The sequence below is a fragment of the Anaerocolumna cellulosilytica genome (assembly GCF_014218335.1).
Lineage (GTDB): Bacteria > Bacillota > Clostridia > Lachnospirales > Lachnospiraceae > Anaerocolumna > Anaerocolumna cellulosilytica.
The window spans coordinates 2,666,309-2,679,757 of the sequence record NZ_AP023367.1; the positions used below are offsets into that span (position 1 = coordinate 2,666,309).

The window sequence follows — 13,449 nt, forward strand, 5'->3', positions numbered from 1 at the left end:
CTAGAGTTTTGTTTATCGAACTATGAACAGTCTGTGCTTTTATTATCATGGATAAATAATTTATTTGGTATCATTTATGAATAACTTCTTAATATTCAAGATAGTCAAATTAAATTTTATCAACAGACTTGAGAAAACTTGACTACAAATGGTAGAATAGAAAGAAGATATGAGGTGAAATGGGAATCTATTATAAGGAGAACATCATGGACATAAAGTACCTGCAACTTTTGGCTAAAGAATATCCAAATGTCGAAACTGTTGCCAGTGAAATCATTAACTTAAACGCAATTACATGCCTTCCCAAGGGGACAGAGCTCTTTTTCAGTGACATTCATGGAGAATACGAGGCTTTTTTATACCAACTGCGCAGTGCCTCCGGAGAGATAAAAAATAAGATTGACCAGGAATTTTGTAAAACAGTCACAGAGCAAGAGCGAATACAGCTTTCTAGACTTATCTGCTACCCGGAGCAGGTTCTTTCCGAAGTAACATTTAGCAAAGTGCAGCTTAGAGAGTGGAAAAAAATCACTATATACCGCCTGGTACATATGTGCAAAACCGTATCCTCAAAATATACTCGCTCAAAAGTCAGAAAAAAAATGCCCAAAGACTTTGCGTACATATTTGATGAATTCCTCAATGTAACAGATGACATGAATCAAGAATATTATTATGCTAAAATTATAGATACAATACTAGATATTCAGATGGAGGATAATTTTATTATCGCTATCTGTGAATTGATCCGAAAGCTTAGCGTTGACAGGCTGCATATTATCGGCGATATTTATGACAGGGGACCAAGACCTGACATTATAATGGAGGAGCTGCACAATTATCAGGATGTTGATATACAATGGGGGAATCATGATATCTCTTGGATGGGAGCGGCCGCAGGCAACAGAGCCTTAATGGCAAATGTAATACGGATGGCAATCAGTTACAATAATTTTGATGTGCTAGAGGATGGTTACGGAATAAATTTAAGGGCTTTATCTAACTTCGCCGCTGAAACGTATAAAGAGGATGACTGCAAACAATTTATGCCCCATGTTCATGACCGTAATCAATTCGATCCTGTTGATTTTTTACTTGCTGCTAAAATGCACAAAGCAATTACTATAATACAGCTGAAATTAGAAGGTCAGTTGCTGAACCGCCATCCTGAATATAGCATGGAAGACAGAAGGTTATTAGAAAAGATTAACATTGAGAAAAATTCAGTCGCCATTGACGGAAAAGAATACCCTTTAATTGATTGTAATTTTCCTACCGTAAATACAGAATCTCCTCTGGAGTTATCACAGGAAGAGCAGTATTTAATGGATGTTTTGGCACATTCTTTTCATAACAGCAGACTTCTTCATAAACATATCCGCTTTCTGTATGCAAAAGGCTCTATGTATAAAAAAATCAATGGAAATCTGCTTTATCATGGTTGTATTCCAATGACGGAAGAAGGGGAATTTTATCCAGTTTCTTTTGGAAATAAGGACTATAAAGGAGTAGAATTGCTGGATTTTTTAGATGTCATGGTTAATAAAGCATATTTTCATTGGGATAATACCAAAGAGCAGGAGGAAGCAAGAGACTTTTTGTGGTATTTATGGTGCGGCAGCAATTCACCTTTATTTGGTAAGAGTAAGTTATCCATGTTTGAGAATTACTTCATTAAGGGAAGCAAGGGAAAGACAGAGATTTATAATCCTTACTTCCGATTAATTCAACAGGAAGAGATATGTAAAAAAATACTAAAAGAGTTTGATTTGGACGAAAACACCTCCCATATCATAAATGGTCATGTACCTGTTAGGCTAAAAGAAGGTGAGTCCCCTATAAAAGGCAATGGTAGGCTTTTTATCATAGACGGGGGGCTTTCTAAGGCGTATCAGCCAAAAACCGGTATTGCAGGTTATACCTTAATCTATAGCTCCAGGCATCTAAGTCTTGCCGAGCATAAGCCCTTCTGTCCTGAAAAAGAAGACCATCTGATTGGTTGTGCTCCTGCTCTTAAAGTTGTGGAAACAATGCCTACTCGCATATTAGTTGGTGATACTGATAACGGAACAATCATAAGGGAAAGAATAAAAGAATTAAGAATACTTCTAAACCATTACAGAGACGGTATAATAAAAGAGACCAAACAAAAGTAATAAATAAGCTGTAAAAGTAAAAGCCTGTTAGCAGTTATAAGAAAAACTTAAAACAACTAACAGGCTTTTATGATTACTGGCAAACAGTAAAAATTTCAGTTTTATAAAATAAAAAATCTTCTATGCTTTAACCTTTCTGAAAGTAAGCAATACCACAGACTCCTGGACCAGCGTGGGTACCAACTACAATACCAATCGGACTTTCCAGTGCATCACTTAACTTTAGTGATTTATTGGCATATGTTAAAAAGGTTTCCATATTAGTCTTGGTCTTAGAATAGCCAGTGCAAATGTAATCCTCATAATCAATGGGTCCACTTTGCTCCGTAAGCGCTACTAACTTATTATAAGCTCCTGACATACCTCTTGCTTTGGCAGCAACTCCCACCAGACCGTCCTTTACTTCTATAATAGGCTTGATATTTAATATAGTCCCAGCTAGAGCACTAACACCCGTTAAACGTCCGCCCTTTTTCAAATATTCCAGACTTTCTACCAGTGCAAACAAACGGATTCTCTGTTTTGCCTGCTCCAGTGCATCGACTAGGGCTTTGATGTCTAACCCTTTCTTAATTAAGTCTGTTGCTTTCCTTACCAGTATCTGAAGACCTATAGTAACAGTAGTACTATCAATAATATAAATATTATCATATTCTGCCATATCTTTGGCAATTACAGCACTCTGGTAAGTTCCGCTTAATTTAGAAGACACAGTAATTACCAAAACATCGTCATTGGCTGACTTTGCCGCTTCAAAATGAGGAAGGAATTGTTCCGGCGTAAGCTGACTGGTAGTAGGCAGAGTTGCTGACTGTGCTAATTTCTGATAAAATTCATCCGGTGACAAATCAATACCATCAGAATACTCCCCATCTGGAAATATTACCTTTAAAGGCAATATTGTTACATTTAATTCATTCGCCTGCTGCTGGCTAAGATCTGACGTAGAATCGGTTATAATTTTTATTCCCATAATTTACACCCTTTGCATACCGCAGACAATTCCGCGGTACAGCCACAAATAGAAGTAGTTGAAATAGCAACTAAGTGGCATTCCTTTCTTTTATTGTATTTTCTTTCAACCTTCCTGATATGATTCCACTTAACCGGCATCACATACATCTTCCAGTGTGAAGACGTTTTTTTCTTACACTTACCTCCAAATTATTGTTTGAAAAAATTGTGTAATGTGCTTAACGCACTGGTCAAGGTCGTAAATTCCTCCGGTGTCAATGAAGTGGCTACTTGTTCAATTAAGGTTTCATGAAATTCCTTATGTGAATAGTAGGCTCTTGTACCCAAATCGGTAGTGGTAACATTAACTCTTCGTTTATCCTCCGTTAATTTAGTTCGTATCAAGTATCCTTTTTGTTCCAGTGTTTTAACAGAAGTAGTCAGTGTACTGGCAGTTACCATCAGCCGAGCGGCGATATCCGTCATGCTGGATATGCCTTCCCGGTTACCATCATATACAGCTTCAATTACATGCATTTCGTGAATGGACAGATTTTTAAATTCTCCCTTAGCCAGAGCAGCTTCTTCCAGTCGCAAAATATCATGAAATACCTGTACCAAAAACTTATTTAACTGTTCCTTATTCGTATTCATTAAAGCTCCCATCTATGCATCCCTCTGCATTACAAGCATATTTAAATAATACGTATCTAAAATATCAGTATTTATTGTAAAAATAATATTTTGAAGTTCAAAGTATATTTATTATAAAGGTGAAATGTCTCTTTGTCAAGATATTTTGAAGTTCAAAGTATATGTATACTAATATCGTTCTATCTAAAAACAGACTAAAAAAATAGGCAAATAAGGACGTTGTTTTAATTAAATAGCGTCCTTATTTTTTCGCTATAACTATTGTATAATGTTACTACAAAGAAAGAGTAAGCTTTCAGTAAATGCATAAAATAGAGATAGAAAAGTACGTGTATATCTGAAATGAATTGTATCATTAAGCACAAAACTCTATTACTCTTATGAAAAACTACGCAGTAAGAGTGAACGAAATATATGCCTGCGGTTAAAATTACCCAGGTATAGGAAAGGGCATGGCTATTTATATGCAAAAATATTATCTCGCTGTAGATATAGGTGCCTCCAGCGGCCGACATATTCTTGGAACTTTACAGGATGGTAAGATATCCTTAGAAGAAATATACCGTTTTGAAAATGGGTTAGTGAAAAAAGGTGAGAACCTATGCTGGGAACTGGACAGACTATTTGTAGAAATTAAAAACGGACTGAAAAAGTGTAAGGAACTTGGCAAAATACCTCAAAGCATGGGAATTGATACTTGGGGCGTTGATTTTGTTTTATTAAACGGCAATAACCAGGTTCTGGGCAATACTGTGGGCTATCGTGATAAACGTACAACAGGTATGGACACCAAAGTTTATGAGACTATAGCAGAAGAGGCACTGTATGAAAGAACGGGTATACAAAAGCAGATTTTTAATACTATTTATCAGCTCATGGCAGTAAAGACCCAGCATCCGGAATATATGAATGAAGCGGAAAGTTTACTACTGGTTCCAGAATACTTTAACTTCCTGTTAACCGGTATTAAGAGGGCTGAATATACCAATGCTACTACAACTCAGCTGGTAAGCCCTATATCAAAAGATTGGGACTATGCATTAATAGAAAAACTTGGCTACAAAAAGGAAATATTCAAGCAAATTTCACTTCCCGGAACAGCACTTGGTAATTTTCTGCCTGAGCTAAAAGAAGAGCTTGGTTTTGACTGTGAAGTCGTACTTCCTGCTACACACGATACCGGTTCAGCCGTATTATCTGTACCGGCTAACGATGATGATTATCTGTATATCAGTTCTGGTACCTGGTCCTTAATGGGAATTGAACGAAGCGAAGCGGATTCCAGTAAAGAAAGCAAAGCCGCTAATTTTACAAATGAAGGTGGTTATGATTATCGTTTCCGTTATTTAAAAAATATTATGGGATTGTGGATGATTCAGTCGGTCAGACACGAACTAGAAGATAAGTATTCCTTCGCCGAGTTGTGCAAATTAGCAGTGGAGGCAGACGGTTTTACCTCAAGAGTTGATGTAAATGCAGATTGTTTTTTATCTCCTGAAAATATGACTGAGGCCATCAAGAAATACTGTAGTGAGACAAACCAAAAAACACCTGAAACAGTAGGAGAGCTGGCAGCCTGTATTTATAACAGCCTTGCTTTAAGCTATGCAGAAACCGTACAGGAGATTGAAGCTATAACAGGCAGAACGTATTCCAGAATTCATATTGTGGGCGGTGGCTCTAATGCTGATTACTTAAATGAATTAACAGCTAAATATACTAAAAAGGATGTCTACGCCGGACCTACAGAAGCAACTGCTATTGGAAATATTCTGGCGCAGGTGTTAAAGGCAAAAGAATATGATACTCTGGAAGCAGCAAGAACCGGAGTCTTTAATTCCTTTCCTATCAAAAAATTCAAGGCATAAATGTTATAAAATTTACCAAGCTATACCAATAAAATTATATTACAAGGAGAAATGAAACATGACTACAAAACAAAGATATGAATCCGCAAGAGAAATCTATAAAAATATTGGCGTTGACACAGATGCCGTACTCGAAACATTAAAAACAGTTTCTGTCTCTATGCATTGCTGGCAAGGTGATGACGTTGCAGGATTTGAAGGTGACGGTCAATTATCCGGCGGTATCCAGGCTACCGGAAACTACCCGGGAAAAGCAAGAACACCGGAAGAATTAATGGCTGATATTGACAAAACTTTAAGCCTTGTACCGGGGACTCACAGAATCAATCTTCACGCTAACTATGCTATATTTGCCCCGGGAGAACAGGTTGACCGTGACAAATTAGAACCAAAGCACTTTGCTAAATGGGTTGAATTTGCAAAAGAAAGAGGACTTGGACTTGATTTTAATCCTACCTTTTTCTCTCATCCAAAAGCAGACGGCTTAACTCTATCCAGTGAAGATGAAAGTATTCGTGAATTCTGGATTAACCATGGAAAAGCTTGCTTACGTATCTCTGAATACTTTGCAAAAGAACTTGGTACCTCTTGCTTAATGAATATTTGGATTCCGGATGGTTTCAAAGACATCCCCGCTGACCGTTTAAGCCCAAGAGCAAGACTGAAAGACTCTCTGGATCAGATTTTATCCATCGGATATGATAAGAGTTTAGTTGATGTTGCAGTTGAGTCCAAGGTATTTGGAATCGGTGTGGAAGCCTGCACGGTAGGGTCCCATGAATTCTACATGAATTATGCTGCAAAAAACAATATTCTTTGCTTATTAGATAACGGACACTATCATCCAACAGAAGTAGTATCCGATAAAATTTCATCTATGTTGTTATTTTCTGACAAATTAGCACTTCATGTAACCAGACCGGTTAGATGGGATAGTGACCACGTTGTACTATTTGATGATGAAACAAAAGAGATAGCGAAAGAAATCGTACGTAACAATGCCCTTGATAGAGTATTGATTGGTCTTGATTTCTTTGATGCCAGCATCAACCGTGTATCTGCTTGGGTTGTAGGTATGAGAAATATGGTAAAAGCATTATTATATGGAATGCTTTCTCCTAACGAAAAACTTGCTAAGCTTCAGGATGAAAGAAATTTCACAGAACTTATGATGCTTCAGGAAGAATTAAAACTGTATCCATTTGGTGACGTGTGGAATTACTACTGTGAATTAAACCAGGTTCCTATTAGAGAAGAGTGGTTTGAAGTAGTAAAAGCTTATGAAAAAGATGTGTTAAGTACTAGAAAATAATTAAAAAGACAGAAATTACGATAGCCTTGTATATAAGAACTGTTGCATGTTAAACTATGAACAGTAGAAGAAACCCTTTGATTTTTCAGACTTTGTATTACTGAAAAACCAAAGGACTTCTTTTTGCAATTATTTCGTTTTGCCGACATTTGTGCTTTCCAATCAAAACTAACCTGGCAAAGCGGAGCTAAAGAATTACACTGAATTAACAGTAATTATCGCGCCTACAACAGTGGGGATTATGGCAGCTGCAAAGGTTATTACCGATAAAGGTTAATCGGTAAAGTATCCGTTACCGGGCTTGGACTTTCCAGTGTATCGCTTTTGTGAAAGGTGAAATAACCGGGATAGGCGGCGATAAATTTGAAGCCGGAGCCTTAAGTTCCTATGAAATTATTTCTGCTGCAGACGGTGGTACAGAAGGATTGCTTGGAGCTCCGTTTAAGTTTGATGCTAAAAACAATAGAAGTATAGACATACTTTAAAATCTGTATCTAGGCTGAAGCAGGAAATACCTTTTTATCCTGCCTCAGCCTTTTGATTTGTAAAAGATTGTATCAGAAACAAATAGAATAAAACTAAAACAACAAAACCCAATAAAAAATAGGAATATTCTATTGACTGAAAATTCTATAAGTGATACAATACAATCAAATAAACAAAAAACAAAGCAAAACCACAACAATAAAGGAGATAAGAAAATGACATCAGAATACGAAATCAAGAAAGAGATATGCGAAATTGGTAAAAGAATCTACGACAGAGGCATGGTTGCTGCCAACGATGGTAACATATCCGTTAAATTAAATGACAACGAATTTTTATGTACTCCGACTGGTGTAAGCAAAGGGTTTATGACTCCTGAATACATCTGTAAGGTTGATAGAGACGGTAAGGTAATCCAGGCTAATGGTAATTTCAAACCTTCTTCTGAAATCAAGATGCACATGCGTGTTTATAAAGAAAGACCTGACGTTGTTTCCGTAGTTCATGCCCATCCTATGTATGCAACAGGTTTTGCAATTGCAGGTATTCCTTTAACACAGCCTATCATGCCGGAAGCAGTAATTACTCTTGGCTGCGTTCCTATCGCAGAATACGGTACTCCATCTACTGATGAAATACCGGACGCAGTTTCTAAATATCTTCAGTATTATGACGCCGTATTATTAGAGAACCACGGAGCATTAGCTTACTCTGATTCTTTATTATCTGCTTATCATAAAATGGAATCTGTTGAATTCTATGCGAAACTATTATACATCTCCAAACAACTTGGGGGACCAAAGGAATTATCTGATTCTCAGGTACAAAGATTATATGAAATCCGCAGACAATTCGGTATGACAGGTAAACATCCTGCAAACCTTTGCCAGAACACAAAAACTGGAAAAGAGAGCTGCCATAACTGCGGCGGTCACAGCAGCAGCCAGACAGACAGTAATGAATTAGTAGCTGAAATAACTAAGAAAGTTATGGAACAATTAGGATTAAAATAATCTCTTTCTGGAAAAGAGGAATGATGTATGCAGGAATCAGGTATCGGTATCATATATCAGGAACTTAAAAAGACCGAGGATATCCTAAATAACCTCCGTGAAGTTACTGGCAATGAGTTGCTGACTCTACACGTTAGAAAACTTTTACAAGAGGTGAAAGGGGTTCAGCTTAAAGTTATTGAAGAAGCTGTAAAAGAGGTGGCTGATACATATCAAACACAAAACACCTTCGTAACAGCCAAACAAAAAATAAGCTGGGGGTCAGAGCAAAAAGACATAACCCTTTCAGAGGCCTTGGCCTTAATTAAGGAAGTTGAAAAGAAGGCGACCGCAATGGGAATTTCGGTGGTACTCGCTGTATACAACAGTGCTGCCAATCCCGTTGCCATACACAGCATGGATAATTCCTATATCGCAAGCTTTGACATAGCAGCCAATAAAGCTTATACCTGTGCAGCGTTAAAGCGGTCTACTATTTCTTTAAAAAGCTTAAGCCAGCCGGGCAAAGAGCTATACGGTATCCAGCATACTAACCAGGGTAGAATTATTATTATTGGCGGTGGTGAACCTTTGAATTACAATGGTAGACTAATCGGAGCCTTAGGTGTAAGCGGCGGAACTGAAGCACAGGACACTGCCCTTGCGGAATTTGGAAAGAATATATTGGAGGAGGTTTTGTTGTGACAGTAAATGAGACACAGCTTCAGGAAATTGTTAAAAATGTACTGATGCAGCTGGAAGTGACACCAGGTAACATATCAAAGTTATCCGGCGTATTTGAAGACATGAACGAAGCAATTATGGCCTCAAAGAAAGCACAAGCAGTAATGCAAAAGCTTTCCATGGATTGCAGAGAAAAAATAATAAGCAACATAAGAAAGAAAACACTTGAGAATGCAGAAGTGATGGCAAAAATGGGTGTAGAAGAAACTGGGATGGGTAATGTCGGACACAAAACCTTAAAACATCAACTTTTAGCAGAAAAAACACCGGGTACAGAAGACCTTCAGACAATTGCCTGGTCAGGTGACCGAGGGCTTACTTTAGTTGAAATGGGACCTTTTGGAGTAATTGGAGCCATAACCCCTTGTACCAATCCAAGTGAAACCATAATTTGCAACAGTATCGGTATGATAGCTGGCGGAAATACCGTCGTATTTAATCCCCATCCCGCTGCTATCAATGTATCAAACTTTGCTGTGAATCTGGTGAATCAGGCGTCTGTAGAAGTTGGAGGTCCTGACAATATTGCTGTATCTGTAGTAAAACCTACCTTGGCTTCTGGTGATATTATGATGAAACATAAGGATATTCCATTAATTGTAGCAACCGGCGGGCCTGGTGTAGTAACTACTGTATTATCTTCAGGAAAAAGAGGTATTGGTGCCGGTGCTGGCAACCCTCCCGTATTGGTGGATGAAACCGCTGACATTAAGAAAGCAGCAATGGACATCGTTAATGGCTGTACCTTTGATAATAATCTGCCTTGTATTGCAGAAAAAGAAATTGTAGCAGTCGACCAGATTACGGATGAATTAATACATTACTTAGTTGAAAATGGCTGCTTTATCATTACAAAGGAACAACAGGAAAAATTAACTGCCCTGGTATTAACAGAAAAAGGATTAAACCGCAAATGCGTCGGAAAAGATGCACGTACTCTGTTGTCCATGATTGGTATTGATTCTCCTGAAAGTACACGTTGTATCATTTTTGAGGGTGAAAAAGAGCATCCGCTGATTGAAGAAGAGTTGATGATGCCGATTCTAGGAATTGTCAGAGCAAAAGATATTGATGACGCCATCGAAAAAGCTGTTTGGTTAGAGCATGGCAATCGTCATTCTGCTCATATGCATTCCAAGAATGTTGACAATCTTACTCGCTTTGGAAAAGCGGTAGATACTGCAATATTTGTAAAGAACGCCCCTTCCTATGCAGCACTCGGCTTTGGCGGTGAAGGCTTTTGTACCTTTACAATCGCAAGCAGAACTGGTGAAGGACTAACATCAGCAAGAACCTTTACCAAACAGAGAAGATGTGTTATGGCAGACAGCCTGTGCATAAGGTAGTAATAGACAATGGAGGATTTGTAATGGATGTAAATTCCTTAAAAATTGAAGAAATCGTAAAACAAGTGTTGAATGAAATTAAAAATGTTCCTGGTAAGGAAGCACCTGTCACTGCTAAGGGCGAAATCCCTAAAACCAGCCGTGTAGCAATGCTTACAAAACTGGAGCAGTTTGAAATAAAAGAATATCCGATTCCTGAACTTGGGGATGATGATATTCTGGTTAAAGTTGAAGGCTGCGGTATCTGCGGAACCGATGCTCATGAGTTTAAAAATGACCCATTTAGCCTGATTCCTGTTGTATTAGGTCATGAAGGTACCGGAGAAATCGTTAAGATGGGTAAGAATGTAAAAAAAGACAGTGCTGGTAAACCTCTAGCGGTTGGTGATAAAGTCGTATCCTGTATGATATTTAAGGATAATCCCGATATCACTATGTTTGACTTAAACAAACAAAATGTTGGAGGTGCTGACGTATACGGTTTGCTTCCCGATGACAATACCCACTTAAACGGTTGGTTTGCAGATTATATTGTTATCCGCGGCGGCTCTACTATTTTTAATGTAAGTGATCTTGACTTATACTCCCGTATTTTGATAGAACCCTGCGCTGTTTTAATTCATGCGGTAGAAAGAGCAAAAACGACTGGCATATTACGTTTTAACAGCAGAGTTGTAGTACAAGGATGCGGTCCAATCGGTCTTATTTGTATCGCAGTTCTACGTACTATGGGTATAGAGAATATTGTTGCTGTTGACGGTGAGCAAAAGAGACTTGATTTCGCTAAAGAAATGGGTGCTACGAAATCCGTTAACTTTAAAGATTATAAAGGAATAGAAGCTTTAACAGAAGGTGTAAAAGATGCTTTTGGCGGTTACCTTGCTGATTTTGCATTCCAGTGTACGGGTTCACCAGCAGCTCACTCCAATATCTATAAATTTATCCGTAATGGCGGAGGTCTGTGTGAGCTTGGCTTCTTCATTAACGGTGGTGATGCTACAATTAATCCTCATTTTGATATCTGTGCAAAAGAAATTACTACAGTAGGTTCTTGGGTGTACACCTTAAGAGATTATGCTACTACCTTTGATTTCTTAAAGAGAGCAAAAGGAATCGGTCTTCCATTGGAAAAATTAATTACGCATAAGTTCCCTCTTGCTAAAATTAATGAAGGCCATGTGACCAACCTAAAAATGGAAGGCTTAAAAATTGCCATTATCAACGAATAAGTAAGAAAGGCTTAAGGTGCAGATATGGCAAGTGCAGTAGGAATGATAGAAGTTTATGGACTGGTAGCAGCCTTTGTAGCAGGTGATGCTGGTTGTAAAGCCGCAAATGTTACTCTGGAAGCTTTTGACAAGAATAAGCCGGCAAACGCAGACAGTCTCCCTGTCCCCCTAATTGTTATGGTTAAATTCAGGGGCAGTATTGAGGATGTAAAAGCAGCTGTAGAAGCGGCAGAAGTGGCTGCTAACAAGGTATCAGGCGTAATTGCAAAGCATGTAATAGCAAGTCCGGAAAGCGGTGCTGAAAAAATGCTTAAGCTAAATGGCCTGGATAAAAATTAATGACAAACTTCTACTATTAAGCTATCATAGTAGTGTGAAGTAAAAACCCTGATTGGTGGCAGTGCTGCGACTGCAAGCAGACGCGGCATGCAACGGGAGCTAATTGGAATTAGGTTAACAAAAACAGGAGGATATCAAAATGGCACAGGAAGCATTAGGAATGGTAGAAACCAGAGGCTTAACCGCAGCAATTGAAGCAGCGGACGCTATGGTAAAGGCAGCAGAAGTTGTATTAGTAGGAACAGAAAAAATCGGTTCTGGACTGGTAACCGTATTAGTAAGAGGAGATGTTGGAGCAGTAAAAGCTGCGACTGAAGTAGGTGCAGCTGCGGCAACTAGACTTGGAGAATTAGTTGCAGTACACGTAATTCCAAGACCTCATACAGACGTGGAAAAAATTCTTCCTAGGATATAAATTTAATTAAATATAGAATACCCTGATTGAAATGAGTGTAAGAGCATGTATTAAATGTTCTGGCACTAGACGGGAGATGACAATGAAATCGTTAGGATTTATTGAAATCCCAAGTGTAACAGCAGCAATTGAAGCACTGGATACTATGTGTAAGACAGCGGATGTTGAATTTGTTACATGGGAGAGAAAACTGGGCGGAAGGCTTGTTACAATCATAATACAAGGTGATGTATCTGCGGTAACTGAAGCCGTGGAAAGCGCAGCAGCAAAGGCTATGAAGCCCTGTGTACATGCAGTAATCCCAAACCCTCATGAAGAAACCATAAAAATGGTAAACTTAAGTGCAAGCAGGTTAACAAAGTAATCGTTGTAATGTAAGTCTACCAGCTTGCATCAGATGGAGGATATTATGGCAGAGGATAAAAAGTCTGTGGATAAGAAGCAAGAAACCTTACAGTCTGCAAAAGAAAAAGAAATAGAAGGCAAAATAACGGCCGCAAAGAAACAAACCGATAACAAAGCCTCCGGTACTAAGACAGTAGAAAATAAAGCGACTGATAAGAAACAACCGGCAGGTAATGATACAAATAAATCAAATAACAAGGATATAGCGAAAGAAGCTATCAAGGAGGAAAAAAGAATGGCACAGGAAGCATTAGGAATGGTAGAAACCAGAGGATTAGTAGCAGCAATTGAAGCAGCAGATGCAATGTTAAAGGCAGCTAATGTTACATTAGTTGGAACAGAAAAAATCGGTTCCGGTCTTGTAAGCGTTATGGTTAGAGGAGACGTAGGTGCAGTGAAGGCAGCCGTTGAAGCAGGTTCAAGCTCTGCTTCAAAATTAGGAGAATTAGTTGCTACTCATGTAATTCCTAGACCTCATACAGACGTAGAAAAGATTCTTCCAGCAGTAAAGTAAGAATTATAAGGAATTGGTGCCCTTCAAAATAACTC

Annotated in this window: 14 protein-coding genes; 12 read left to right on the top strand and 2 right to left on the bottom strand. The window is 38.4% G+C overall.

From position 1 onward, the window contains the following. The first annotated feature begins 206 nt into the window (after nucleotides 1-206). Complete coding sequence (locus tag acsn021_RS10810) at nucleotides 207-2,156, top strand: fructose-1,6-bisphosphatase (RefSeq protein ID WP_184089688.1); 1,950 nt, start codon at nucleotides 207-209, stop codon at nucleotides 2,154-2,156. Nucleotides 2,157-2,283: 127 nt separating this feature from the next. Here the strand turns inward: acsn021_RS10810 and acsn021_RS10815 are convergent, their stop codons facing one another. Continuing rightward, on the bottom strand, nucleotides 2,284-3,129 hold the full coding sequence (locus acsn021_RS10815) for a DegV family protein (protein WP_184089686.1): 846 nt from the start codon (nucleotides 3,127-3,129) through the stop codon (nucleotides 2,284-2,286). A gap of 191 nt (nucleotides 3,130-3,320) precedes the next feature. After that, nucleotides 3,321-3,764, bottom strand: a complete 444-nt coding sequence (locus acsn021_RS10820; RefSeq protein ID WP_184089683.1) for a MarR family winged helix-turn-helix transcriptional regulator — start codon at nucleotides 3,762-3,764, stop codon at nucleotides 3,321-3,323. A gap of 464 nt (nucleotides 3,765-4,228) precedes the next feature. Between acsn021_RS10820 and rhaB the strand changes: the two genes are divergently transcribed. The 11 genes from rhaB to acsn021_RS10875 all read left to right on the top strand — a co-directional run bounded on the left by rhaB (nucleotide 4,229) and on the right by acsn021_RS10875 (nucleotide 13,414). After that, nucleotides 4,229-5,632, top strand: coding sequence for a rhamnulokinase (rhaB, locus tag acsn021_RS10825; RefSeq protein WP_184090084.1), 1,404 nt, complete (start codon nucleotides 4,229-4,231; stop codon nucleotides 5,630-5,632). A 58-nt stretch (nucleotides 5,633-5,690) separates the two neighbouring features. Then, nucleotides 5,691-6,944 carry an L-rhamnose isomerase gene (locus acsn021_RS10830; protein ID WP_184089680.1) on the top strand — a complete coding sequence of 418 codons (1,254 nt, stop codon included), beginning with the start codon at nucleotides 5,691-5,693 and terminating at the stop codon, nucleotides 6,942-6,944. Between the two features lie 326 nt (nucleotides 6,945-7,270). Beyond that, nucleotides 7,271-7,429 carry a hypothetical protein gene (locus acsn021_RS10835; RefSeq protein ID WP_184089677.1) on the top strand — a complete coding sequence of 53 codons (159 nt, stop codon included), beginning with the start codon at nucleotides 7,271-7,273 and terminating at the stop codon, nucleotides 7,427-7,429. A 216-nt stretch (nucleotides 7,430-7,645) separates the two neighbouring features. Then, a complete protein-coding gene (locus tag acsn021_RS10840) occupies nucleotides 7,646-8,443 on the top strand; it encodes a class II aldolase/adducin family protein (protein WP_184089674.1) in 798 nt (265 codons plus the stop codon). A gap of 27 nt (nucleotides 8,444-8,470) precedes the next feature. Then, complete coding sequence (locus tag acsn021_RS10845) at nucleotides 8,471-9,127, top strand: GlcG/HbpS family heme-binding protein (RefSeq protein ID WP_184089671.1); 657 nt, start codon at nucleotides 8,471-8,473, stop codon at nucleotides 9,125-9,127. Continuing rightward, nucleotides 9,124-10,512 carry an aldehyde dehydrogenase family protein gene (locus tag acsn021_RS10850; RefSeq protein ID WP_184089668.1) on the top strand — a complete coding sequence of 463 codons (1,389 nt, stop codon included), beginning with the start codon at nucleotides 9,124-9,126 and terminating at the stop codon, nucleotides 10,510-10,512. The genes acsn021_RS10845 and acsn021_RS10850 overlap by 4 nt, the downstream gene beginning before the upstream one ends. A gap of 23 nt (nucleotides 10,513-10,535) precedes the next feature. Next, a complete protein-coding gene (locus tag acsn021_RS10855; RefSeq protein WP_184089664.1) occupies nucleotides 10,536-11,741 on the top strand; it encodes a zinc-dependent alcohol dehydrogenase in 1,206 nt (401 codons plus the stop codon). A 24-nt stretch (nucleotides 11,742-11,765) separates the two neighbouring features. Then, the gene (locus acsn021_RS10860; protein ID WP_184089661.1) at nucleotides 11,766-12,080 is read left to right on the top strand and encodes a BMC domain-containing protein; all 315 of its coding nucleotides are present in this window, start codon (nucleotides 11,766-11,768) and stop codon (nucleotides 12,078-12,080) included. A gap of 139 nt (nucleotides 12,081-12,219) precedes the next feature. After that, a complete protein-coding gene (pduA, locus tag acsn021_RS10865; RefSeq protein WP_184089658.1) occupies nucleotides 12,220-12,495 on the top strand; it encodes a propanediol utilization microcompartment protein PduA in 276 nt (91 codons plus the stop codon). 82 nt (nucleotides 12,496-12,577) lie between these two features. Next, nucleotides 12,578-12,859 (top strand): BMC domain-containing protein, encoded by a 282-nt coding sequence (locus acsn021_RS10870; protein WP_184089655.1) that lies wholly within the window; start codon nucleotides 12,578-12,580, stop codon nucleotides 12,857-12,859. Nucleotides 12,860-13,135: 276 nt separating this feature from the next. Then, nucleotides 13,136-13,414 carry a BMC domain-containing protein gene (locus tag acsn021_RS10875; protein ID WP_184090081.1) on the top strand — a complete coding sequence of 93 codons (279 nt, stop codon included), beginning with the start codon at nucleotides 13,136-13,138 and terminating at the stop codon, nucleotides 13,412-13,414. The last annotated feature ends 35 nt before the right edge of the window (nucleotides 13,415-13,449 follow it).